This is a genomic window from Leifsonia tongyongensis (assembly GCF_010686705.1).
GTDB lineage: Bacteria > Actinomycetota > Actinomycetes > Actinomycetales > Microbacteriaceae > Diaminobutyricibacter > Diaminobutyricibacter tongyongensis.
Map to the genome: position 1 here is coordinate 749,748 of NZ_JAAGWY010000002.1, position 22,806 is coordinate 772,553.

18 protein-coding genes and 1 pseudogene are annotated in these 22,806 nt (G+C 67.7%); 5 read left to right on the plus strand and 14 right to left on the minus strand.

Going from position 1 to position 22,806, the window contains the following annotated elements; genetic code table 11:
- Positions 1-16 precede the first annotated feature (16 nt).
- The 4 genes and pseudogenes from G3T36_RS19835 to pabB form a co-directional block, all read right to left on the minus strand.
- Positions 17-2,134, minus strand: a pseudogene (locus G3T36_RS19835) (ComEC/Rec2 family competence protein); the annotation flags it as partial.
- Entirely contained in the window at positions 2,131-2,826 is a 696-nt protein-coding gene (locus G3T36_RS11545) for a ComEA family DNA-binding protein (protein WP_338031558.1), read from the minus strand. The gene G3T36_RS11545 and the pseudogene G3T36_RS19835, both read right to left, overlap by 4 nt.
- Positions 2,827-2,961: 135 nt before the next feature.
- Positions 2,962-5,565, minus strand: coding sequence for a leucine--tRNA ligase (gene leuS, locus G3T36_RS11550; RefSeq protein WP_163289914.1), 2,604 nt, complete (start codon positions 5,563-5,565; stop codon positions 2,962-2,964).
- 106 nt (positions 5,566-5,671) lie between these two features.
- Positions 5,672-7,075 (minus strand): aminodeoxychorismate synthase component I, encoded by a 1,404-nt coding sequence (gene pabB / locus G3T36_RS11555; RefSeq protein WP_163289915.1) that lies wholly within the window; start codon positions 7,073-7,075, stop codon positions 5,672-5,674.
- 67 nt (positions 7,076-7,142) lie between these two features.
- On the opposite strand from pabB, the gene G3T36_RS11560 reads away from it, so the two are divergent.
- Positions 7,143-7,931 carry an aminotransferase class IV gene (locus G3T36_RS11560; protein ID WP_163289916.1) on the plus strand — a complete coding sequence of 263 codons (789 nt, stop codon included), beginning with the start codon at positions 7,143-7,145 and terminating at the stop codon, positions 7,929-7,931.
- Here G3T36_RS11560 and cydC read toward each other — a convergent pair.
- From cydC to G3T36_RS11580, 4 genes are read right to left on the minus strand one after another with little or no spacing between them, the layout of a single operon-like run.
- Positions 7,903-9,666 carry a thiol reductant ABC exporter subunit CydC gene (gene cydC, locus G3T36_RS11565; RefSeq protein WP_163289917.1) on the minus strand — a complete coding sequence of 588 codons (1,764 nt, stop codon included), beginning with the start codon at positions 9,664-9,666 and terminating at the stop codon, positions 7,903-7,905. The two genes, G3T36_RS11560 and cydC, sit on opposite strands and share 29 nt — an antisense overlap.
- Positions 9,659-11,326 carry a thiol reductant ABC exporter subunit CydD gene (gene cydD / locus G3T36_RS11570; RefSeq protein WP_163289918.1) on the minus strand — a complete coding sequence of 556 codons (1,668 nt, stop codon included), beginning with the start codon at positions 11,324-11,326 and terminating at the stop codon, positions 9,659-9,661. The genes cydC and cydD overlap by 8 nt, the downstream gene beginning before the upstream one ends.
- Positions 11,327-11,330: 4 nt before the next feature.
- Positions 11,331-12,347: a cytochrome d ubiquinol oxidase subunit II gene (gene cydB / locus G3T36_RS11575; RefSeq protein WP_163289919.1), complete on the minus strand. Its 1,017-nt coding sequence runs from the start codon at positions 12,345-12,347 to the stop codon at positions 11,331-11,333.
- Between the two features lie 9 nt (positions 12,348-12,356).
- Positions 12,357-13,766, minus strand: a complete 1,410-nt coding sequence (locus G3T36_RS11580) for a cytochrome ubiquinol oxidase subunit I (protein WP_163289920.1) — start codon at positions 13,764-13,766, stop codon at positions 12,357-12,359.
- Between the two features lie 173 nt (positions 13,767-13,939).
- On the opposite strand from G3T36_RS11580, the gene G3T36_RS11585 reads away from it, so the two are divergent.
- On the plus strand, positions 13,940-14,536 hold the full coding sequence (locus tag G3T36_RS11585; RefSeq protein ID WP_163289921.1) for a TetR family transcriptional regulator: 597 nt from the start codon (positions 13,940-13,942) through the stop codon (positions 14,534-14,536).
- 63 nt (positions 14,537-14,599) lie between these two features.
- On the opposite strand, the gene G3T36_RS11590 is transcribed toward G3T36_RS11585, so the two are convergent.
- The 5 genes from G3T36_RS11590 to G3T36_RS11610 form a co-directional block, all read right to left on the minus strand.
- On the minus strand, positions 14,600-15,526 hold the full coding sequence (locus G3T36_RS11590) for an ABC transporter substrate-binding protein (RefSeq protein ID WP_163289922.1): 927 nt from the start codon (positions 15,524-15,526) through the stop codon (positions 14,600-14,602).
- A gap of 18 nt (positions 15,527-15,544) precedes the next feature.
- Complete coding sequence (locus G3T36_RS11595; RefSeq protein WP_163289923.1) at positions 15,545-16,291, minus strand: ABC transporter permease; 747 nt, start codon at positions 16,289-16,291, stop codon at positions 15,545-15,547.
- Entirely contained in the window at positions 16,288-16,992 is a 705-nt protein-coding gene (locus G3T36_RS11600; RefSeq protein ID WP_163289924.1) for an ABC transporter permease subunit, read from the minus strand. The genes G3T36_RS11595 and G3T36_RS11600 overlap by 4 nt, the downstream gene beginning before the upstream one ends.
- Positions 16,989-17,873 (minus strand): ABC transporter ATP-binding protein, encoded by an 885-nt coding sequence (locus G3T36_RS11605; protein WP_163289925.1) that lies wholly within the window; start codon positions 17,871-17,873, stop codon positions 16,989-16,991. Before G3T36_RS11605 ends, G3T36_RS11600 begins: the two co-directional genes overlap by 4 nt.
- A 165-nt stretch (positions 17,874-18,038) precedes the next feature.
- Entirely contained in the window at positions 18,039-18,701 is a 663-nt protein-coding gene (locus G3T36_RS11610; protein WP_163289926.1) for a TetR family transcriptional regulator, read from the minus strand.
- Positions 18,702-18,915: 214 nt separating this feature from the next.
- Between G3T36_RS11610 and G3T36_RS11615 the strand changes: the two genes are divergently transcribed.
- Genes G3T36_RS11615 through G3T36_RS11625 form a run of 3 tightly spaced genes read left to right on the plus strand, consistent with a single transcriptional unit; the run spans position 18,916 to position 22,174 of the window.
- Positions 18,916-19,983 (plus strand): App1 family protein phosphatidate phosphatase, encoded by a 1,068-nt coding sequence (locus G3T36_RS11615; protein ID WP_163289927.1) that lies wholly within the window; start codon positions 18,916-18,918, stop codon positions 19,981-19,983.
- A 32-nt stretch (positions 19,984-20,015) separates the two neighbouring features.
- Complete coding sequence (locus tag G3T36_RS11620; RefSeq protein WP_163289928.1) at positions 20,016-21,113, plus strand: winged helix DNA-binding domain-containing protein; 1,098 nt, start codon at positions 20,016-20,018, stop codon at positions 21,111-21,113.
- Positions 21,114-21,130: 17 nt separating this feature from the next.
- Positions 21,131-22,174 (plus strand): aromatic acid exporter family protein, encoded by a 1,044-nt coding sequence (locus G3T36_RS11625; RefSeq protein WP_163289929.1) that lies wholly within the window; start codon positions 21,131-21,133, stop codon positions 22,172-22,174.
- A gap of 61 nt (positions 22,175-22,235) precedes the next feature.
- On the opposite strand, the gene G3T36_RS11630 is transcribed toward G3T36_RS11625, so the two are convergent.
- Positions 22,236-22,793 carry a YceI family protein gene (locus tag G3T36_RS11630; RefSeq protein ID WP_163289930.1) on the minus strand — a complete coding sequence of 186 codons (558 nt, stop codon included), beginning with the start codon at positions 22,791-22,793 and terminating at the stop codon, positions 22,236-22,238.
- Positions 22,794-22,806: the final 13 nt, after the last annotated feature.

The following is a 22,806-nucleotide window of genomic DNA, read 5'->3' on the forward strand; positions in this document are numbered from 1 at the left end:
GGGACTGGTCGGCCGAGCCATGGTGGGCGACCTTGACGACGTCGACGGGCCGCACCCGTCCCGTGGCCAGGAGCGCGTCCTGCGGCCGTTCTCCCAGGTCGCCGAGGAAGATCGAGCGGATGCCCCGGCCCTCGAACTCGACCGTCACGCTCCCCTCGTTGCCGCTCGGAAGGTCATCGACGGCACCGCCGCCGGTCGGCCAGAGGATGGACCAGGCCAGGCCGCCGAGCCGGCCGCTGAGGTCGGTCGTGCCCTGTTCGACCACCGCGCCTCCGCGACGCAGAGAGTCCAGGGCAGCCTCATCGCCCGGCTTCACCGCGCGACCGACGATCGCGCGGTCGACACGGCCGACCACCGCCGCGAGCCCGCCCGCATGGTCGATGTCGAAGTGGGTGAGGACCAGGAGGTCCAGAGTATCGATCCCGAACCGGTCGAGGCACGCGCCGATCGGCTCCGGATGCCGGCCGACGTCGACGAGTGCGTGACGGTCGCCATCACGCACCAGCACCGCGTCGCCCTGACCGACGTCGCAGGCCGCGATCTGCCAGTCGGCCGGCAGCGCCTGCCTGTCCCCCAACCCCACCCCCGCCAGCGACCCGGCATAGACGCCGACGCCGCCGATGAGACCGATGGTCGCGACGACGGACAGCCACGCCGAGCGACGGCCGGCCGGGCTGGCGACGCGGATGCACACGAGCACCAGCACCACCGCCGCGAGCACGAGCCCCACGCCGCCGCCGACCCAGGGAAGGCGACTCGCGGGCAACTGGTCGACTGTGAGCGCCACTCGCGCGATCCATTCCGACGGAAGCCACGCGAGCCAGCTGAGTGCCTGGCCGACCACCGGAACGACCGGCAGCAGCAGACAGGAAGCGAGGCCGAGGATCGTCGCGACCGGGACGGCCGGCTCGATGAGCACGTTCGCGGCGACTCCGTACAGAGGCAGCGTCGCGTCGAGGAGGATGAGGACAGGCTGGCACGCGAGCTGCGCCGCGAGCGGTATCGCGATGATCATCGCGAGTTTCGCGGGCATCCATCGCGAGAGTGCCGCTGTGAGCGGACCTGCGAGAAGGAGCAGACCGCCGGTGGCGAGCACCGAGAGAGCGAAGCCGAAGTCCACCGCCTTCCACGGGTCGAGCAGGAGCAGCACGAGCACGGCCAGGCCGAGGGCTGGGAGACCGCGCGATGGCCGGCCTCCCGCGAGCGAGCACAGCACGATCGTCGACATGATCGCGGCGCGGACGACACTCGAGTCCGGTGTCACGAGCACCACGAACGCGGCAAGCGCGACGACGGCGATCGCCGCCCGGCGCCGGCGCCCGACACCCGCGCTCGCCGCGCCGGCGAAGGCGAGCGCCGTGACGAGGGCGCAATTGGAGCCGGAGACGGCGGTGACGTGACTGAGCGCGCTCGTCTTCATCGCCGCGTCGAGTTCTGCGCCGACAGCGCTCACATCGCCGATGGACAACCCGGGCAGGAGGCCTCCCCCCTCGCCGGGAAGTTGCGCTGCAGCCGCGCTGAAGCTCGAGCGCAATCCGTCCGTCCACGACAGCCAGAACGGGGCGCCCGCTCTCAGCGTCGGTGCCTCAGTCGAGCTCACGAGATAGGCGGCCCGGTCTCCGGCTTCGGTTGAGCGGACACGCCCCCTCACGCTGACCGTGTCGCCGAACCCGACGCGGGACAGGGATGCTCCATCGCAGGTCGCGAACACGACCACCGGGACACTCATCGTGACGGCGTCGTACCCCTCGACCGCCCTGACAGCTGTGCCGACGAACCGCCAGCGCGCGAGTGCCCCCTCCCCGCCGGTGACCGGGCGAGGTGCCGCGTCGAGCCGGACGTCGAGCACCGTCTGGCGGCCACCTTTCGCTGCGGCCTCGAGCGATGGCGGGGTACGGGCCGGCGCTTCGACGGCGATCACCGTCGCAAGGAGGGCGACGGCGACGACCGACAGCCCTGCCACGCGCCACGCCGCCCTGGTGCCCGACCAGAGCACTGCTCCCGCGCACAGGGCCACCGCCAGGCTCCACGCTCCGAACGCCACGGACGCCGCAGCGTGCGGGACGAACACCAATGCCAGGGCCGCGAGCCAGCCCGCCGCCGCCGGGACGACCAGACGGAGGTCGACCGTCATACCGTGACCAGGTCTTTGAGTGCATCGAACAGGGTCTGCCCGATCCCGCTCACCTTCATCAGGTCGGCGGGCGACGCGAAGAGCCCGTGGGCCTCCCTCCAGTCCACGATGCGCTGGGCGAGCGCCGGACCGATGCGCGGGAGAGCCTGCAGTTCGGCGGCGGAGGCGAGGTTCAGGTTCACGAGTGCTCCGCCCGGCGCACCACCGGTCACGCCACCGGCCGTCGGCGCCTGCGGAGCGATCACCTCGCCTTCGCGCGGAACCACGAGCTGCTCCCCGTCTGCGACCGACCGCGCCAGGTTGACACCGCCTGGATTCGCGTCGGCAGCGAGCCCACCGGCCGCTGCGATCGCATCCACCACGCGCGCACCGGGACGCAGCTCGACGATTCCCGGTCTGACGACTGCCCCGAGGACATGCACCAGCAGGACAGGAGCAGCTGTCCCGGCGCCGGTGCCGCTGGGCGCACCGTCGCGGGCATTCGTCGCGGGAGGGGTCGTCATGCCCCGGCCGGCATCCAGTTCGCGGACTCCCCCGCGGGGCGCGAGCGTCGTGACCACGACGGCGACCACCAGCGCCACGAGGAGCAGGACGACGCCCGCACCGACTCCGATGCGAATGCGGGCACCCCGCGAGCCCTCGCGCGCTTCCGCTGCGAGGGAGCTCAGCCCGGGTTCTGCTCGATGTCGCACAGCTGAACGCTACGGATCGACGCGTCCCCGTGAAGTCGAATCGAGCTCAGCTGTGGAGCACCCTCACCGCGCCCCGAATTGTGGAGGAGCGGCAGGAGCGGCAGGAGCCGCCCCTGCCGTCAACCCGCCGTGCTGTCAGCCGGCCGGACGGGTGGCGATGTTCACGAGTCGCGGAGCGCGCACGATGACATTCACGATCTCCCGATCTCCCACCGAACGCACGACTGCCGCCGACGAACGCGCAAGCGCCTCCAGATCGTCGCTCGAGATCTTCGGCGACACCTCGAGTCGATCGCGCACCTTTCCGTCGACCTGGACGACGGCCGTGACCGCGTCTTCGACGAGCAGGTACGGGTCGGGCTTACGCCACTGAGCGAGGGCGACCGACGGCTCGTACCCGAGCGTCGCCCACATGTCCTCGGCGGTGTAGGGCGAGAAGATGTTGAGCGCCATCGCGGTCACCTCGGCGGCCTCGCGGACGGCAGGATCACCCGCCCCCGCTCCGGTGTCGATGACCTTGCGGGTCGCGTTCACGAGCTCCATCAGCCGCGCGACGACGACGTTGAACTTGAAGGCCTCGATCAGTCCTGGCGCGTCGGCAAGGAAACGATGCGTCATGCGTCGCAGGGCGACGTCGCCGTCCTTCCACAGCACATCCGGCGAACTGGTCACATCGTTCGCGACGCGCCAGGCGCGCGCCAGGAACTTCGCGCTTCCCGCCGGAGACACGTCGGCCCAGTCGATGTCGTCTTCCGGTGGTCCTGCGAACGACATCGTCAGGCGCACCGCGTCCACACCGTGCTCGTCGAGCTGTTCGGAGAGCTTCACCAGGTTGCCGCGCGACTTGCTCATCGCCGAACCGTCCATCAGCACCAGCCCCTGGTTCAGCAGCGCCGTGAAGGGCTCGGTGAAGCCCAGGTAGCCGAGGTCGAACAGGACCTTGGTGATGAACCGCGCGTAGAGCAGGTGCAGGATGGCGTGGGTCACGCCTCCGACGTACTGGTCGACCGGCGCCCACTTCTCGGCTTCGGCCGGGTCGAACGCCTGGGTGTCGTCACCCACGGACAGATAGCGCAGGAAGTACCACGAGCTGTCCACGAAGGTGTCCATGGTGTCGGTGTCGCGTTTCGCAGCGCCCCCGCACGACGGGCAGGCCACGTTCACCCAGTCCTCCGCTGCTCCCAGCGGGCTGGTGCCCTTCGGCTGCAGGTCGAGTCCATCTGCCGGCGGCAGCAGTACAGGCAGGTCGGACTCGGGCACCGGCACCTCACCGCATTCTTCGCAGTGAATGATCGGAATGGGCGTCCCCCAGTAGCGCTGACGGGAGATCAGCCAGTCACGCAGCCGGAAGTTCTTGGCCGAGCGGCCGAGCGAGCTCGCCTGCAGCGCCTCGGTCACCCTCCGGATGGCGTTCGACTTGCTCAGCCCGTTGAATGGACCCGAGTTGATCAGGCGCCCGTCGCCGGTCAGCGCAATGCCCGTCTCCGCGGGGTTCTGCGGCGGCAGTTCATCGGGGAGGATCGCCTCTCCGGTCTCCGGGTCGGTGTGGATGACCGGGATCGCACCGGTGACCGGCTGGTTGGTGTCGACCACGACGCGCACCGGCAGGTCGAAGGCGCGCGCGAAGTCGAGGTCGCGCTGGTCGTGGGCGGGCACGGCCATGATGGCGCCGTGGCCGTAGTCGCTGAGCACGTAGTCGGCAGCCCAGATCGGCAGGCGCTCGCCGTTCAGCGGGTTGATCGCGTGCCGGTCCAGGAAGACGCCGGTCTTCTCGCGGTCGGAGCTGAGGCGGTCCATCTCGGTCGTACCGCGCACGGTGTCGAGGTAGGTGTTGAACCGTTCCTTGACCTTCTCAGGCGCATCCGCCACCAGCTCGGCCGCCAGGTCGGAGTCCGGAGCGACGACCATGAACGTCGCACCGTAGAGCGTGTCGGGACGTGTGGTGTAGACGGTGACCGGCTCGTCGCGGCCCTCGATGGCGAACTGCACGTCGGCGCCCATCGAGCGCCCGATCCAGTTGCGCTGCATGCTGATGACCTTGCTCGGCCAGGCGCCTTCGAGCTGGTTCAGGTCGTCCAGCAGGCGGTCGCCATAGTCGGTGATCCGGAAGTACCACTGGGTCAGCTTCTTCTTGGTCACCAGGTGGTCGCAGCGCTCGCAGCGGCCGTTGACGACCTGCTCGTTCGCCAGCACGGTCTGGTCGAAGGGGCACCAGTTCACCTGGCTCGCCTTGCGATAGGCCAGCCCCTTCTCATAGAGCTTCAGGAACAGCCACTGGTTCCACCGATAGTAAGACGGGTCACTGGTCTGCAGCACCCGATCCCAGTCGAAGCTCGGCGCGTAGCGGCGCATGCTCGCCTTCTGCTGGGCGATGTTGTCGTTGGTCCACCCGTTGGGGTCGAGGCCGCGCTTGATCGCGGCGTTCTCCGCGGGCAGGCCGAAGGAGTCCCAGCCGATCGGATGCAGCACGTTGAAGCCCTGCTGCCGCCAGTAGCGGGCGATGACGTCGCCCAGTGCGTACGCTTCGGCGTGACCCATGTGCAGGTCGCCCGAGGGATACGGGAACATGTCGAGCACGTATTTGCGCGGCCGCTTGTCGTTGGGGTCGTCGGTCGCGAACGGCTTCAGCTCATCCCAGACCGGAAGCCACTTGTCCTGGATGGCGGCGAAGTCGTACTGCGCGCTCTCGGTCGGCGCGCTGGCTGAATCGTGCTCGTGTGCCACGTAACTCTCAATCATCGTGTTGATGGGCCCGTCGACGCTGAAGGTGGCCCGCAGTCAGAGCGGGCTACGCCCATCGTCAAGGGTACTAAACGTTGGGGGGCCGCCGTCCGTTCCCTGGTGCTCACCGCACCAGCGCCGCGATGAGCGCCGAGGCCTTCACGGCGACCTCGTCGAGCTCCTCCTCCGGGACGGACAGTGCCGTGATCCCTCCGCCCGCCCCGAGGGACACGCGCTCCGGTTCGACCACGATACTGCGGATGACCATGGCGAGATCGACGCTGCCGTCGAGCCCCAGGTAGCCGAAGCATCCGGAATAGATCCCCCGCGGGCCGTTCTCGAGCCGGTGCAGGATGCGCATGGCGCTGATCTTCGGCGCGCCCGTCATCGAGCCCGCGGGAAAGCACGCCGCCACCGCGGCCAGCGGATCGACCCCTTCGGCCAGGACGCCTTCGACGGTGCTGACGAGCTGGTGCACCTGCGCGTAGCTCTCCACCGCCAGCAGGTGGTGGACTTCGACCGATCCCACCACGCAGACCCGCCCCAGGTCGTTGCGCATGAGGTCGACGATCATGACGTTCTCGGCGCGTTCCTTCTCGCTGGCCTCGAGTTCCGCTCGTAGCTCGAGGTCCCTCGAGACCGTGGCCCCGCGCGGCCGCGTGCCCTTGATCGGCTTGGTCCGGATGCGCCGGCCGGGGGTTATGGAGAGGAACTGCTCCGGCGAGGAGCTCAGGAGTGCGACATCCCCGAACCTGAGGAGACCGCCGTGGTGGGTCGGACTCGACGCACGCAGCCGGAGGTACGCCTCGATCGGGTCGACCGAGACGTCGGCCGTCGCCTCGTTGGTCAGGCACAGCTGGTACGCGTCCCCGCGTCGGATGGCCTCCTGGCATTCGCCGATGAGACGCAGGTAGTCGGTGTCGTCGTGCCGCCACCGCAGGCCGACCTCGCCGGGCGCCGTGTCACCGAGCAGCATGCGCGGAGGTGCAGCCGGACCAACGGATGCAGTCAGCCGGGACCGCAGCTCGTCCGCCCACCCCGCTGCACCCTCCTCGTCCAGGGCGATCAGTTCGATCGTTCGCGTCGCGTGGTCGAAGACGACGGCGCGTTCGACGAACAGCATCGCCGCATCGGGCACACGCGTCGGCGACACCGGCACCCCGTTCGCCGACGCACCGTACTCGTACCCGAGCCAGCCGATCCAGCCGAGCGAGAAGTCGGTCGCCTCCGGATGCCTCGGCTCGAGGTCGCCGAATCCCGCCAAAGACGAAGCAAGAGCGTCGAGAATGTCGCCCGGCCCGGTCGCGGGCGACTTCCCGGGGCGGCCGACGGAGACGGTGCCGTCGGCGACGGATGCCGTGGCGAAACGCGATCCCTCGGTGGCCGTCGCGATCACGGACACCCCGGTCTCCGCATCCGCACCGGAGTCCAGCCAGGCGATATACGGCTCGTCAGCGAAGGCCGCGAGGAAGACCGCCTCGGGTTCCAGCCATTCGGAGAGCGGAAATCGCAGGATTCGGGTGGCCATCGTACTAGCCTAGAGCGGCCCGGCAGCGGCCGGGCGCTGTGCAGCGCGCGCGACGAAGGGACGTCGGATGAGTGAGATCTCCGCGATCTTCGACTGGCATGACGGCGCCCTCCGCCTGCTCGAGGACTGCGAACTCTTCGCAACGCGCCTCGAGGTAGCCGATTCGTTCCTGGTGAGCGACGGCCGCACGCTGGCGGTCGACGTTCACCGCAGCCGGTTCATCGAGTCGGCGGTCGCCCGGGGTCATCCGGACGAGGGCGAACTCGAGACCTTCTTCGCGGATGCTCTCTCACTGGTTCCTCGGGAGGGCAACTGGTTCCCCCGGCTGGAGGTCTCGTCGAACGACGGCGCCTTCCGCCTCCACTTCCGCCTGCGGTCGGCCCCCGAACTGCAGGACACCGTCGTCGTGGCGACCCACCACGGCGAGGACCCCCGCACAGAGCCCACGATCAAAGGCCCGGACCTCGACGCGATGCTCCGCCTGCGGCAGGAGGCGCAACGGTCGGGCGCGCGCGAGGCGGTCATCCTCGATGGCGGGCTCGTCTCGGAGGGCTCGACCAGCGCACTGATGTGGTGGCGCGGCGAACAGCTCATGGTTCCGCCCGCCTATCTGCCGCGCATCCCGAGCGTCACCGCCCGCTCGATCATGACGGTTGAGGCGGCCATGGGCGCGCCCGTCGCCGAGGAGGAGACCACTCCGCAGGAACTCGAGGGCTGCGAGCTGTGGGCGGTCAATGCCCTCCACGGCATCCGCGTCGTCGACGCCTGGGTCGACGGCCCGGACCTGAACGTCGAGGGCCGGCATGCGCAACGGTGGCGTCCTCGGCTCAGCGCGCTGGCACGCCCTCTGGACTGACGTCGGAGTCGGCGGTTCCGTCGGGCACGGGGTCGGCCACGGTCCGTCTCAATCGCCCCTCCTCCATCCGAAGGCGAACGTCGACGAGGTCGGGCGCGACCGCCACGTGCGAGATCAGGATGACGGCAGTGCCCGCCTGCGAAGCGGCGGTGACGATGTCGCGAACGATCCGATCGGCGACGTCGAGGTCGACGTTGGCCGTCGGCTCGTCGGCGATGAGCACTGAGACGTCAGCGAGCAGCGCCCGGGCGAGTGCGATGCGCTGCGCCTGGCCGCCGGAGACGAGCGCTCCACGCTCGCCGACCCGGGCGTCGAGTCCTCCGCGGTCTCGCAGCCATTCCGCGAGGCCCACTCGTTCGAGGACGGCCTCGAGGTCCGCATCCGTCGCCGTGTCACGCGCGAAGAGCAGATTCTGGCGGATGTCGGAGTCGAAGAGGTACGGCTGCTGCTCGCAGAGCCCGACGACGGTCCGCACGTCGTCCTGCGCGAGGTCGCGCGCCTCGACCCCTGCGAGACGGTAGCTTCCCTCGTAGTCGATGAAGCGCGTCAGGACGTGGGCGAGTGCCGTCTTGCCCGACCCGGTCGGCCCCTCGATCACCATCCGTTCGCCGCGATGCAGCCGGAGGGAAACTCCGCGGAGCACCGGCTGCTCCACGTTCGGCCAGCGGGCCGTGACGCCGTCCAGCACGAGAACGGGATCGTGCGCTGACGACGGGAGCGCGGCCGGCAGTGGGAGGTCGACCGGCTGTGGGAGGTCGACCGGAACGGCCGCCGGGATGGTGGCCGGGACGGTCCGGGCGATCCGCTCGGCACTCGCGATGACCTGGCGCCGCGCACCGAGGGCGAGGGGAAGCATTCCGAAGACCTCGAAGACAGCCAGCGGCACAAGGGCTAGCACAGCAAGGGCAGGCGCGTCGATCCGGTGGGCATCCAGGGCCGGAACACCGACGAGGAAGGCTCCGATGGTCGCTCCGCCGGCGAGCACGGAGACGAGACCCGCGGTGAGTGCCGCTGCCGAGGCGCGTGACCGGATGGCGCGTGTCAGCGTCGCCCCTGCGTCCACGGCCTTACGCGTCTCGCCCGCGAGCGCGCCGAACGCCGTCAGTACCGCGAGGTTGCTCACAAGGTCGAGGACCCGATCGTTGAGCTCGGCGCGGAGAGTAGCGATCGCCCGCTCCGCCTTCGACGAGAACGATCCGTTGACGATCGTGCCGAAGATGCCGGCGAGTGCGAGCGTGACCGCGAGGATGAGGCCGGCGGCCGGGAGGAGGATCGTGACGCCGACGACAGTGAGGACCGCGACGATCCCGGCCGTGACCAGGGGCTGGATCACGCGCAGCGAGCGATTCTGAAGCTCGTCCACGTCGTCGGCCAGCGTGGAGAGCAGATCGCCGCGTCGGGTGTCGCCGAGCCCGTCGGGTGCGAGCGGAACGAGCTCGGCGACCATTCCGGCGCGAATCGACGCCAGCTGGTGGAACGCGGCGTCGTGTCCGGCGAGCCGTTCGAGATAGCGGAAGACCGCCCGGCTGAGCGCGAACGCCCGCACGCCGACGACCGCGACCGAGACGTAGATCAGCGATGGCTGCTCCGACGCGCGGGTGATCAGCCAGGCCGAGGCCGCAAGCAGGGCGACCGCGGAGGCGGCACTGAGGACGCCGAAGGCGACGGAAGACCAGAACCTCCGCAGCGGCGGCTGCGAGCCACGGAGGACGGCCCGGACGCGCGCGTCACGCATGGCTGAGCTCCCCCACTGCTATGACGGCGTCGGCTGCGCCGATCACCGCAGCTCGATGGCTCACGACGACGACCGTGCGTCCCGCTGCGGCGAGTTCGCGCAGCCGGACCACGAGCTCCGCCTCGGTCTGGTCGTCGAGCGCGGAGGACGGCTCGTCGAGCAGGAGCACGGGGCAGTCGCGTTCGAGCATCCGGTAGACAGCGCGGGCGACAGCGATCCGCTGCGCCTGGCCTCCCGAGAGTCCTGCACCTCCCACGCCGAGGATCGTGGCGGGCGACAGCTCGTCGGCCGCCGCCAGGGAGAGGGCCAGGATGACCCGGTCCTCGCGATAGAGGTCGGTGCCGAGCGCGATGTTCTCCCCCACCGTGCCGGCAGACAGCGCCGGCCGCTGCCCTGACCACGCGACCAGGTCGCGAGGCTCGCGTTCCCTGGGTGGATGCTCGCCGACGCCGATCCGGATGTCGCCGTCGAAATCCGTGAAACCGAGCAGCGCTGCGATGAGGCTCGACTTTCCCGCGCCACTCGGGCCCGCCACGACGGTCAGCGCCCCGGGCTCGAATCGCGCGCTGAAATCACGGACGCCGTCGACACCGCCGTACTCGACCGACACCGAGTCGATCACAATCGCTCCGTCGGCCAGCGTCGGGTCCAGTCGCGGCGCAGAGCGCGTCGTGCGCTCACCCCTGTCAGCGGCTGCCCCGCGCCCCTTGTCCTCGTCGAGGATGCTGAACGCGTGCTCCGCTGCGGCGATGCCCTCCGTCGCGGCATGGTAGCTGCTGCCGATGTTGCGGACGGGGAGGAACGCCTCCGGCGCCAGCAGCAGCACGAAGAGACCGACCCCGAGCGTGAGATCCCCCGACAGCAGCCGAAGGCCCACCTCCACCGCCACGATCGCGACCGACAGGCTCGCTCCGAGTTCGAGGACGAACCCGCTGAGGAACGAGACCCGCAGCACCCGCATCGTGCGGACCCGGTACTCGTCGCTGACCGCGCGGATCCGGTCGACCTGACGATGCTCCCTGCCGAACAGTTTGAGAGTGGCAAGACCGTTGACGACGTCGAGGAATGCGCGTGAGAGCCGGCCGAGCGTCTCCCACTGGCGCTGCTGGGCCGCCTGGGTCGCCCACCCGACGAGCACCATGAAAAGGGGAATCAGCGGAAGGGTCACGATGACGATCACGCCGCTCGTCGGGTCGCTCACCAGCATGACGACGACGATGAGCGGCGTCGCGATCGCCGTCATGACCAGCTGTGGAAGATACCGCGTGAAGTACCCGTCGAGGGCATCGAGGCCTCGGCCCGCAGTCAGGGTCACGTCGGCCGTGCTGCGGGACGCGAGCCAGGATGGCCCGAGCCGGCCGATGGCCGTGAGAAGGGAGGCACGCAGCTGCCCGATCGAACGGGCGCCACCCCGGGTGGCGGTGAGATCGGCCAGCCAGAGCAACAGCCCACGGACTGCGACGACGGCGACCAGCACCGCCAGAAGGCCGCCGAGCTCTGCGAGTCGCTCACCCGCGATCGCCCGGACGACCAGCTGTGTGACGATCCAGGCGAAGGCGACGATGCACACGGCCTGCGCACACGCGAGGATGCCGCCCAGCCCGAGCATGGTGCGCGCCACCGACGCGTACGCGAGGAGGCGCCGATCGAGAGGTCTCACGCGATCAGCCGGCCGCCGAATGCGCGACATCGGACGGGATGCTCGCCCGCGAAAGGCGCTTGCGGAAGATCCAGTAGGTCCAGCCCTGGTAGAGGACGACCAGCGGGAGGAACACGAGGGCCGTCCAGCTCATCACCGTGAGGGTGTAGGGCGTGCTCGACGCATTGCGGATCGTCAGGCTGTTGGCCGGATCCGTCGCCGGCATCACGTTCGGGAACAGGTTCGCGAACAGGGCGATCACCGCGAACGCGATCGTCAGGGCCATGAACAGGAAGGACCACCCCTCCGCTCCCCGCAGGTTCGCGACCCACGACAGGACAAGAGCGACCGCTGCGATGAGGGCGAGGATCGTGAAGCCGACGCTGAAATGCGCAATACCGGTCCAGAGGAGGAAAGCAGCAGCGACCACGATCGCGATCACGCCCGAGCGTGAAGCGAGTCTCCGGGCGCGCTCACGGATGTCGCCTTCCGTCTTCAACGAGACGAAGACGACCCCGTGGGTGAAGAACAGCAGGAGGGTCGTCAGGCCGCCGAGCAGGGCGTACGGGTTCAGCAGGTCGAAGAGGGTTCCCGTGTAGTTGTGGTGCGCATCCAGAGCGACCCCCTGCACGATGTTCGCGAACGCGACCCCCCACAGCAACGCGGGAACGGCCGAGCCGACGACGATCATGCCGTCGAACCAGGCCTTCCAACGGGAATCCGGTCGCTGGTGACGGTACTCGAACGAGACACCGCGCGCGATCAGCGCGAGCAGAATCAGCAGCAGTGCGAGGTAGAAACCGCTGAAGAGCGTCGCATACCATTCGGGGAACGCCGCAAAGAGGCATGCGCCTGCGACGATCAGCCACGTCTCGTTGAGGTCCCAGACCGGCCCGATCGTGTTGATCATGACCCGGCGGTCGACGTCGTCCTTGCCGAGGAAGGGCAGCGCCATCCCGACCCCGAAATCGAAGCCGTCCAGCACGAAGTAGCCCACGAACAGGCCGGCGACGATCCAGAACCAGAGAATTGTCAGATCCATCACGCGCTCCTAGTAGACCGTCGCCAGGGGGGCGATCTCGCCCGATTCGTCCCGTGGCTCCTCAATGGGGTCGGGACCCTTCTGAGCCGCACGCTTGACGAGGCGGAACTCCACCACCGCCAGGATGCCGTAGATGAGGGTGAACGCGATCAGCGAGATCAGCACCGTGACCCCGGTGACCTCGGGCGACACACCGTTCGTCGTCTTCATCAGGCTGAACACGATCCACGGCTGCCGGCCCATCTCGGTGAAGATCCAGCCCATGATCATCGCGCCGAGCGAGAGCGGGAACGCCCAGATGGCGATCCTCCAGACCCAGCGGGCCGGCGAACGACCCCTTCGCGTGACCCAGAGGCCGGCGATCGCGATCAGGACGTGGAGGAGACCGAGGCCGATCATCCACCGGAACGCCCAGTACGTCACCCAGATGATCGGCGTGTAGTCGCCCGGACCGTACAGCTGGACGTACTGCGCCTGGAGTTCGTTGATTCCCTCGACGGTGCCGTTGAGCGTGTGCGTCGAAAGGAACGACAGCAGGTACGGGATGCGGATGGAGAAGAGTTCATGCACACCGTCCGGTGTGCCCCAGGTGAAGATCGAGAACGAGGCATTGGCGCCGGTCGCCGTGTGGTACAGCGCCTCGGCAGCCGCCATCTTCATGGGCTGCGTCGCCACCATGACGAGGCCCAGCTGGTCGCCCGTCAGAACGGTGAGGACGCCCGCGATGATCATGGCCCACAAACCGAATTTGAGGGCGGGGCGCATGGTCTCGAGATTGCGTCCGCGGGACAGATGCCACGCCGCGACCGTGATCACAAGGCCGGCCGCGACCATGAAGCACGCCACCAGCGTGTGCGGGAAGGCTGCGAGCGCGACCTTGTTCGTGAGAAGGGCCCAGATGTCGGTCAGTTCGGCACGCCCACGTGCATCGTTCAGGGTGAAGCCGACCGGCCACTGCATGAACGCGTTCGCTGCGATGATGAAGTAGGCCGACAGGATCGTGCCGACGGCCACCATCCAGATGCTCGCGAGGTGGAGCCCCCGGGGCAATCTGCTCCAGCCGAAGATCCACAGGCCGATGAACGTCGCTTCGAGGAAGAACGCAAGCAAGCCTTCGAACGCCAGCGGGGCACCGAACACGTCGCCGACGAATCGGGAGTATGACGACCAGTTCATGCCGAACTGGAACTCCTGAACGATGCCGGTCACGACACCCATAGCGAAGTTGATCAGGAAGATCTTGCCGAAGAAATGCGTCAACTGCAGGTAATGCACCTTGCCGGTGCGGTACCAGGCGGTCTGGAAGATCGCGACTGTGGTAGCCATCCCGATCGTGATCGGCACGAACAGGAAGTGGTAGATCGTGGTCAGACCGAACTGCCAGCGAGCCAGCAGCAGGGCATCCAGAGCGTCGTTCACGCAGTACTCCTCAGGGAACGGCCGAATCTCGGTCGCATCATCGACGGAGCTTCCGGCAGGATGGTGATTCCTGTGGAGGCGAACGCTTGGCGCGTCCGTCTCCAACCTACCAAGCGCCCGGTGCCGAGCAGAATCGGATCTCGGTGCGTTGCGTAAGCCAGTAGCATCGTGTCGTGTCCACGCCGAAGAAGGGTTCGTACGCCAAGGGTCTCGCCAAGCGCGAAGAGATCCTGACAACAGCCCTGGAGGTCTTCGCCGAGCGGGGTTACCGGCGCGCGTCGCTGCGTGAGATCGCTGAAGCGGTCGGTCTCAGCCAGGCGGGGCTCCTGCACCATTTCAGCTCGAAGGAGGAGCTCTTCGCCGAAGTCCTGCGCAAGCGCGACGAAGCGGACCTGGCCTCGGCTGCAGAGCACGACGATCCGTTCCAGGGACTGGTCGATGCCATGCGTCACAATGCGGAGGTCCCGGGTCTCGTGCACCTGTATGCGACCATCTCGGCGGAGGCGGCCGACGAGAGTCACCCGGGCCACGACTACTTCGTCGAACGCTATCGCTTCTTCATCGACCAGCTCGCCCAGTACATCGCGTCTGAACAGCGGGCGGGCCGGCTCGACCCGACGCTGGACGCCCGTGAAGTCGCCAGGCTCGTCATAGCTGTCGCCGACGGGATGCAGGTGCAGTGGATGCTCGACGACACGGCCGACATGGCCTCGTCGGTCGAATATCTCTGGTCGCTCGTCAAGCGGCTGCGCTCACCGTCGACCGACTAGCCGGATCACGATGAAGGGCGGCGAGCCGGGTCGTCCGGCCCGCCGCCCTTCATCGTGCGAACGTCAGCCCAGGTTGTGGTCGGCTAGCCACTTCTTGGCGGCATCTGCCGGCGACACCTTCTGCGCGCCCTGGTTGTCGCTGTTCAGCGCGATCAGGTCAGCGGTGGTCAGGGCGGCGTCGACCTTGTTGAGGACGTCCTTGACGGTGCTGTTCACCTTCTTCGAGTTGATCAGCGGAAGCACGTTCTGGGCGAGGATCATGTGCTTCGGGTCCTCGAGGGTCACGAAGTTGTTGTCCTTGATGGCAGGCGTGGTCGTGTAGATGTCGGCGAGCTGCACCGATCCGTTCTTCAGCGCAGTGACCGTTGCGGGACCGCCGCTGTCGTTGATCGGCTTCAGCGCGGCGGTGACGCCGTACTGGCTCTTCAGCCCGGGAATCCCGTAGGGCCGCGTGGCGAACTCAGGGTTCGCCGCGACGGTCAACGGGACCTTGACGGCAGCGAGATCGGCCAGCGACTTGACGTTGTATTTGTCGGAGAACGCTTTGGTCACGTTGTACGAGTCGGCGTCCTGGGCCTGCGACTGGTTGAGCACTTCGAATCCTGCGGGGAGCGCCTTCTGCAGGGCCGAGTACACATCGTCGCTCGACTGCGCGGTGGCGGTCTTGTCGTAGAACTGAAGCAGGTTTCCGCTGTACTCCGGAATAAGGTCGATCGAGCCGTCCTTGAGGGCGGCTAGGTAGACATCGCGCTGGCCGATACTGAGATTGCGGTTGACCTTGACCCCCTTCGCCTCGAGGGCCTGAGCATAGATCTCAGCGATGATCTGGGATTCGCCGAACGCAGCCGAGCCGACCGTTATGGTGCCGGCGGAGCTCGAGGAGGTGCTGCCGCTGTCAAGCGCATTGCCGGACGAGCAGGCGCTGAGAGCTAGCAACGCCCCCGCGGCGAGCACGCCTGCGGCGATGCGGCCTCTTCTTGATGCAAACATGATTCTTCCTTTTCTTCTCTACTCGGTGGTGCTTTCCTGGATGGGCACACCCACCACCGCACGAGGACGCGAAGTCTTCACACGGACATCTGTGACACGGGAGACGATGACGCCCCGCGGTACGACAAGGCGCTGGATGATCGCGAATACGCCGTCGGTGACGAGGGCGAGCAGGACGACGAGAATCGACCCCGCGAGCATCTCGTCGTATGCACGGACCGACAACCCGTCGATCAGGTACCGGCCGAGCCCGCCGACGGGCAGGAACGCCGCGACCGTCCATGTCGCGATGACCTGCAGCATCGCGGATCGAAGACCGCCGATCATCAGCGGCAGCGCGAGCGGCAGCTCGACCTTCCGGAGAACCTGCATTTCGGTCATGCCCATGGCGCGCGCCGCATCGACCGTGCTCTTGTCGACCGCATCGATGCCCGCGTAGGCACCCGCGAGCACGGGCGGGATCGCAAGGATGGTGAGGGCGATCAGCGGTGAGGTGATGTCGAGTCCGCCGAGCTCCAGTGCCAGAAACACGACGAGGCCGAGCGTCGGAATCGCCCTGAGCGCACCGGAGATCGAGACAGCCACTCCCCGGCCGCGGCCCGTATGCCCGATCGCGAGTCCGATGGGTATCGCGATGACGGCAGCGATCAGAAGAGTCAGCCCGGAATACCAGATGTGCTCCCACATCCGCGTCGGAATGCCGTCCGGTCCCACCCAGTGGGCCGGATCGCTGAGCCAGGCAAATGCCGCGACGAAGTTGATCATGCTTCCGTCACCACCCGCAACTGCTCGCGGCGAACAGCCCTGCGGCTGCGCTTGTCGATCCGTGTCCAGGGCATCAGCAGGCGGCCGAGGATCAGGAGGATGCCGTCGAACGCGAACGCGATCGCCATCACGGCCAGGATGCCGACCACCACTTCTTCGGGGAAGGAGCGCTGGTAGCCGTCGATGAAGAGGTTGCCCAGGTTGTTGACCCCGATCAGCGACCCGACGCTCACGAGGCTGACGGTGCTCACCGAGACCACCCGCAGGCCCGCCAGGAGAACGGGCCCGGCCAGCGGCAGCTCGACTGCCCAGAACCGGCGCCAGCTCGAGAAGCCCACAGCGGTCGCCGACTGCAGCACGTCACCGGAGACGGACCCGAGCGCATCGGCCGTCGTTCTCACCATCAGGGCCAGAGCGTAGATCGTGAGCGCCACGATCACGTTGATCGGGTTCAGGATCTTCGTTCCGATCAGTGAAGGCATCGCGATGAAGAGTGGGAGCGACGGAATCGTGTACAGGATGCCGCCGATCGTCAGCAGGGTTCCGCGCGTCGCGTGATACCGATTGGCGATCCACCCGATCGGAAGCGAGAGCAGGAAGCCGAAGACGATGGGGGGGATGCTCAGACCGATGTGGATGACAGTGAGGTCCCAGACCTGGCCGTAGTCGATGAGGCCGAAATTCGACCACAGCCAGCTCACGGCGCTTCCTCACCCTGCGCCGGAGCACCCGCGCCCATGAGGGTCGCGGCCTTTGCTTCGTGGGCGGAATCGGCGGAGAGCACGCCTGCGGTGCGCCCGTCGCTGTCGACCAGGACGTCGCCGGTCGGGGTCTGTTCGATGTGCAGGGAGCGCTTGCCCCGGTCGGCGCCGACGAACGACGCGACGAAGTCGTCGGCGGGGTCGCTGAGGATCTCGGCGGGAGTGCCCTTCTGAGCCACGATCCCGCCGGTACGGAAGATCACCACCTGTTCACCGAGGAGGAAGGCCTCGTCGATGTCGTGCGTGACGAAGACGACCGTCTTGTCGAGTTCACGCTGGAGGTGCAGGAGCTCCTGCTGGAGGTCGTCGCGCACGATGGGGTCGACCGCTCCGAACGGTTCATCCATGAGCAGGATGTTCGGGTCGACGGCGAGTCCGCGTGCCACTCCGACGCGCTGCTGCTGGCCGCCCGACAGCTGGCTCGGATACTTGTCGGCGAGCGACCTGTCGAGCCCGACGGTGTCCATCAGCTCCAGCGCGTTCTCGCGGGCGACCCGCTTCTTCACGCCGCGCAGGAGGGGCACCGTCGCGATGTTGTCGACGACCTTGCGGTGCGGCAGGAGGCCCGAGTTCTGCATGACATAGCCGATGCTGCGGCGCAGGTTCACCGGAGCCAGCGTCGAGATGTCTTCGCCGTCGATCTCGATGGTGCCGCTCGTCGGGTCGACCATCCTGTTGATCATGCGGAGGATTGTCGTCTTGCCACTGCCGGACGAACCGACGAGCACCGTGATCTTGCGCGACGGGATGATCAGCGAGAAGTCGCGAACGGCCACAGTTCCGTCGGGGAACTGCTTTGTCACCGATCGGAATTCGATCATCTATGCGGCTCATTCCTCGAGGAAGTTTTCGGATCAACACGTGCCAGATGTTCAACCCAAACACCATTCGGAGCGTTTGGCAAAGACGGATTGCCGTTTGTGAAGGGAATCTTCAGTATGAAACGCTGCCGCACACCACCGACATTCCGCCGGAGGCCGATCGATTCAGTCGGTTGAGCCGTCGCCGTAGCGCTTCGCAAGGTATTCGCGGATGACCACACGGGCCTCCTCGATGAACGCCTCGTCTCCGCGCGGGTCGATGAGGAACGCCCGGGTGATCAGCGAGTCGGCGATCTCGACCGCGACCTCGAGACGGAAGTTCAGCTGGTCGCCCGCGGGGAGACCGAACTCCTCTGCGAGGATGTTGGCGAACTGGTGTGCGAAGAAGTCCTCCCCGAATCCGGCCCCGGCCGAGGCGGACTGGCGTTCGGCGTCGGTGAACCGGATGATCCGGAACCCCGGCTCGCTGCGGAACATCTCCACGAACGCGTCGATGGCGCACTCCATCGCATCCCACCAGTGCTCCGGCGATGCCTCGTGGATGGCCTCCACGACGGCAGCGCGATAGCGCTGGAGCGCCCGGTCGCGCAGCGCCTGCAACAGGACGATGCGGTCGGGGAAGTACCGGTAGACCGTTCCGATGGATGCGTCGGCCCGCTCAGCCACCATCGCGGTCGTCAGACGGTCGAAACCGATCTCGTCCACGACTTCGGCGGCGGCGTCGAGAAGAGCGTCGATTCGCGCGGCGCTGCGCTCCTGAATCGGCTCAGTGCGGACGAGAGGTGCTCCTGACTGGCTCTGGCCGGTCACGAGATCATTGATGGGCACTAGGGCTACTCCTTCTTTCCTGCATGTCCACAATACGGCGCTGCGGGTCCCCAGCCCTCCGGCAGGACGAACCCGCCATGACTGGATCATAAACCGGGAATCCCTCATTTTTGCTGTAAACCCGCTGGCGCGTCGCTGGAGGATCGGGTGAAGCTCCCCGAGCACGTGACAGCCGGCGTCCGGAACCACAGCGGTTCGTGAGAAACTGGCACATATGGCCCGTACACCCGAGAAGCGCGCGGCGAGCGTCGAGCCCATCATGCACCGCGCGGCGCGCATCGAGGACGTCTTCCACGAGTTCCGCGCGAAGCGTGCCCGCAAAAGGGGCTTTCTCTCCACCGTCCTCCCGTACACCGGGTACGGCGCGCCGACCTGGGCGCGCATCCTCGGGCGCGTAGTACTCGCACGCGACCCGCGGCCCGGCAGCCGATCGGAGACCGCCAACAGACGGCGCGAGGAGAGCATCCGGGGCTGGCGGTCCTTCATCAGCGTGCCCATCAGCGACGTCCCGGTCACGATCGAGATCGAGGGCACCACCCACGAGGTCCGCCCCGACCGCGGCGGCGTCATCGACACCGTGATCCCCGTGCAGCTGTCGCCGGGCTGGCACACCGTCCGGATGTACACGGCCGACTCGAAGGGCGCCGTCGAGTCCCCCGTCTTCATCGTCGACCCCTCTGCCCGCTTCGGCGTGATCTCGGACATCGACGACACCGTCATGGTGACCGCGCTCCCCCGGCCCTTCCTCGCCTTCTGGAACACGTTCGTCCTCGACGAGCACGCACGCGTCCCGACGCCCGGTATGGCGGTGCTGCTCGAGCGACTCGCGGCCACGCATCCGGGGGCACCCGTGATCTACCTCTCGACAGGCGCCTGGAATGTCGCGCCGACGATCAAGCGCTTCCTGTCGCGCAACCTCTTTCCTCCGGGCGCGCTGCTGCTCACCGACTGGGGGCCGACCCACGATCGCTGGTTCCGCAGCGGCCAGTTGCACAAAGAGTCGAGCCTTGAGCGGCTTGCGGGCGAATTCCCCGGTCTGCGCTGGCTCCTCATCGGCGACGACGGGCAGCACGACGAGACCATCTACGGCGAGTTCACGACCAAGCATCCCGAGAACGTCGCCGCGGTCGCCATCCGCCAGTTGTCGACAGGTGAGGCGGTGCTCGCGGGTGGTCGTTCCAAGGCGGAGAAGCACTCGGAGACGAGCGGCGTGCCGTGGGTGTACTCGCCCGACGGCGCCGGCCTCAGCGACCAGCTCAGGGAACTCGGCATCCTGACCTGACCTCTGTCGGTGGCGGCCGCGATACTGGTCTCATGCCGACGCACGCGGGGTACGCCGACCTCTACCGGTTCCGTCAGGCCGCCCACGCACTGGCCTCGCCCCTGGAGTCACCGACGGCCGTGACCGACCGGCTGCTCGCGGTCCAGGCGCAGGACTTCGCAGCCGCGTGCTGGGCTCTCGGCGTACGGACGGCGGATTCATCGCAGGCCGACGTCATCGCCGCACTCGAACGCGGAGAGATCGTCCGCTCCTGGCCGATGCGCGGCACGCTCCACTTCGTGCCCGCACGCGAACTCGGGTGGATGCTGCGGGTGACGACCCCGCGCATGATCACCGGCCTCGCTCGCCGCCACCGCCAGCTGGAACTCGAGGACGACGATTTCGTACGCGCTCGTGATGTGGTCGTTGCAGCGCTGACCGGCGGAGGATCGCTGGGACGCACCGAGCTGATGGAACTCTGGGAGCGGAAGGGCATCCGCACCACCGGCCAGCGCGGGTATCACCTCATCTACTACCTCGCGCAGACCGGGGTGATCTGCTGGGGCCCGCCCCACCGCAGCCAGCAGTCGCTCGTACTCCTCGACGAGTGGGCGCCCGATCAGCGCCGGCTCGACGGGGACGAGGCCCTGGGGGAGTTCCTGCTGCGTTACCTGGCCGGGCACGGCCCCGCCACCCTCAAGGACTACGTCTGGTGGACCAAGGGCACGCTGGCCGGGGCGAAGGCGGGCCTTGCGATCATCCGAGACCGCGTGACGTCCTTCGACCTGGACGGCATCACCTACTGGATGACCGCTGAACTCGCGGACTCGACGACGCCACGCGCGGCGCGTCCGCGGTCGCTCCACGTACTGCCCGGATTCGACGAATACCTCCTCGGCTACCAGGACCGGTCCCCCGTGCTCGCACCAGAGTTCGCCGATCGGGTCGTTCCTGGGGGGAACGGCATCTTCAAACCGCTCATCGTCTCGAAGGGTCGTATCGCCGGCACGTGGCGGCGGGCGGCGAACGGCACACGCGTAGCCATCGAAGCGCAGCCCTTCATGCCGCTCAGCACGGCGGAGCAGTCGGGCTTCGCGGCGGGGGTCGCCGCATACGGCCGATTCCTCGGCCTGCGCGGCGAGGTGGCCTGACACCGTAGCCTTGAGTCGTGCGATTGCCAACGACCCTGCAGGCCCCTTCGCGCGTCCCGCTCCTGCAGGTGACGAAGACCGCTATCGCGATGATCCTCGCGTGGCTCATCGCCGGCACGTTCCTGCCGACCCAGCTGCCGATCTTCGCGGCCATCGCCGCCCTGTTGGTGGTCCAGCCGAGCGTCAATCAGTCGATCGGGCGTGCGATCGAGCGCAGCATCGGCGTGATCGTCGGAGTGGCGATCGCCTATGGTGTCGGCCTGCTGTTCGGCACGACGAGCTGGATCGTGCTGCTCGCGGTCGTTCTGTCGATCTTCCTCTCATGGGCGCTGAAGCTGACCCCGGGCACGGCCAACCAGGTCCCGATCACCGCGATGCTCGTGCTCGCGATCGGTGCGGCATCCCCCGGCTACGCTTTCGTCCGCATCATCGAGACCGTGATCGGCGCCGTCGTCGGGATCATCGTGAACGTTGCGATCGTTCCCCCCGTGCTGATCGGTCCGGCCCGGACCTCCGTCAACGGGCTCGGCAACGAGGCTGCGGCCACGCTCGACCGCCTGGCCGTGGCGCTGATGACGCCGCAGACCCCGGCGCAACTCGACGAACTGCTCATCACGGCCCGCCTGCTTCGTCCGATGCAGACCAAGGCCGAGGCTGCGCTCACCCAGGCCCGCGAAAGCCTCACCCTGAACCCCCGGCAGTCGCGGCACCGGCGCGATCTGGAGGCCGTCGACGCGCTCTTCAAGCGCCTCGGACCCGTGATAACCCGGACCCTCGGGATGACGCGCGCCTTCCACGACCGCTACGACGACAGCGTGTCCCGGGAGCCCACTGTCGGCGCGATCGCCGACGAACTGAGCCGCGCATCCCACGACCTCAGGCTGCTCTCCCGCGACCCCTCCGACGCCCCCGAACCCGAAGCGGTGACCGCGGATGTACCGGTTCTGACCGCCCCACTCTCGGTGGTGGCGCCCAATTCCCGGCACTGGGTGCTGATCGGCTCCCTGGTCGAGGACCTCCGCCGCATCCACGACGAGATCACCGGCGAGGACGCATCCTGAAACGAACTCAGGGGCCCCGAAAGTGCGGGACCCCTGAGAGAAATAGTGTATTGCTGCGGGACTAGTCCTGTGCGAGGACCGCCTGGAGCTCGAGCGTGATGGTGACCTTGTCGCCGAGGAGCATGCCACCGGTCTCGAGAGCCGAGTTCCAGGTGAGGCCGAAGTCCTCACGGTTGATCTCGGTCTTCGCGGTCGCGCCGGCCTTGTAGTTGCCGTACGGGTCCTGGCCGAAGCCGCCGAAGTCGAAGTCGAAGGTGACCGGCTTGGTCACGCCCTTGATCGTGAGGTCGCCGTCGACGAGGAAGTCGCCGCCGTCCACGCGCACGCCGGTGGAGACGAAGTCGATGGTCGGGTGCTCTTCTGCGAGGAAGAAGTCGCCCGTGCGCAGGTGGGCATCACGGTTCTTGTCGTTGGTGTTGACCGAGGCGACCTCGGCCTTCGCGGTGACGGTCGACTCGAGCGGGTTCTCAGCCGTCACGAACGTCGCGTCGAAGTTCTCGAATACGCCCTTGACCTTGCTGATCATGAGGTGGCGGATGCTGAACCCGACCTCGCTGTGCGACGGGTCGATGGTCCAGGTGCCGGCTTTGTATCCGGGAATCGTGACGTTTTCGGACATAGATGCTCTCCTG

Bases quoted from the DNA above. Each gene is read 5' to 3' on its own strand.
- leuS (WP_163289914.1), bottom strand. From the start codon at position 5,565: ATGATTGAGAGTTACGTGGCACACGAGCACGATTCAGCCAGCGCGCCG.
- pabB (WP_163289915.1), bottom strand. From the start codon at position 7,075: ATGGCCACCCGAATCCTGCGATTTCCGCTCTCCGAATGGCTGGAACCC.
- G3T36_RS11560 (WP_163289916.1), top strand. From the start codon at position 7,143: ATGAGTGAGATCTCCGCGATCTTCGACTGGCATGACGGCGCCCTCCGC.
- cydC (WP_163289917.1), bottom strand. From the start codon at position 9,666: ATGCGTGACGCGCGCGTCCGGGCCGTCCTCCGTGGCTCGCAGCCGCCG.
- cydB (WP_163289919.1), bottom strand. From the start codon at position 12,347: ATGGATCTGACAATTCTCTGGTTCTGGATCGTCGCCGGCCTGTTCGTG.
- G3T36_RS11590 (WP_163289922.1), bottom strand. From the start codon at position 15,526: ATGTTTGCATCAAGAAGAGGCCGCATCGCCGCAGGCGTGCTCGCCGCG.
- G3T36_RS11595 (WP_163289923.1), bottom strand. From the start codon at position 16,291: ATGATCAACTTCGTCGCGGCATTTGCCTGGCTCAGCGATCCGGCCCAC.
- G3T36_RS11605 (WP_163289925.1), bottom strand. From the start codon at position 17,873: ATGATCGAATTCCGATCGGTGACAAAGCAGTTCCCCGACGGAACTGTG.
- G3T36_RS11615 (WP_163289927.1), top strand. From the start codon at position 18,916: ATGGCCCGTACACCCGAGAAGCGCGCGGCGAGCGTCGAGCCCATCATG.
- G3T36_RS11620 (WP_163289928.1), top strand. From the start codon at position 20,016: ATGCCGACGCACGCGGGGTACGCCGACCTCTACCGGTTCCGTCAGGCC.
- G3T36_RS11630 (WP_163289930.1), bottom strand. From the start codon at position 22,793: ATGTCCGAAAACGTCACGATTCCCGGATACAAAGCCGGCACCTGGACC.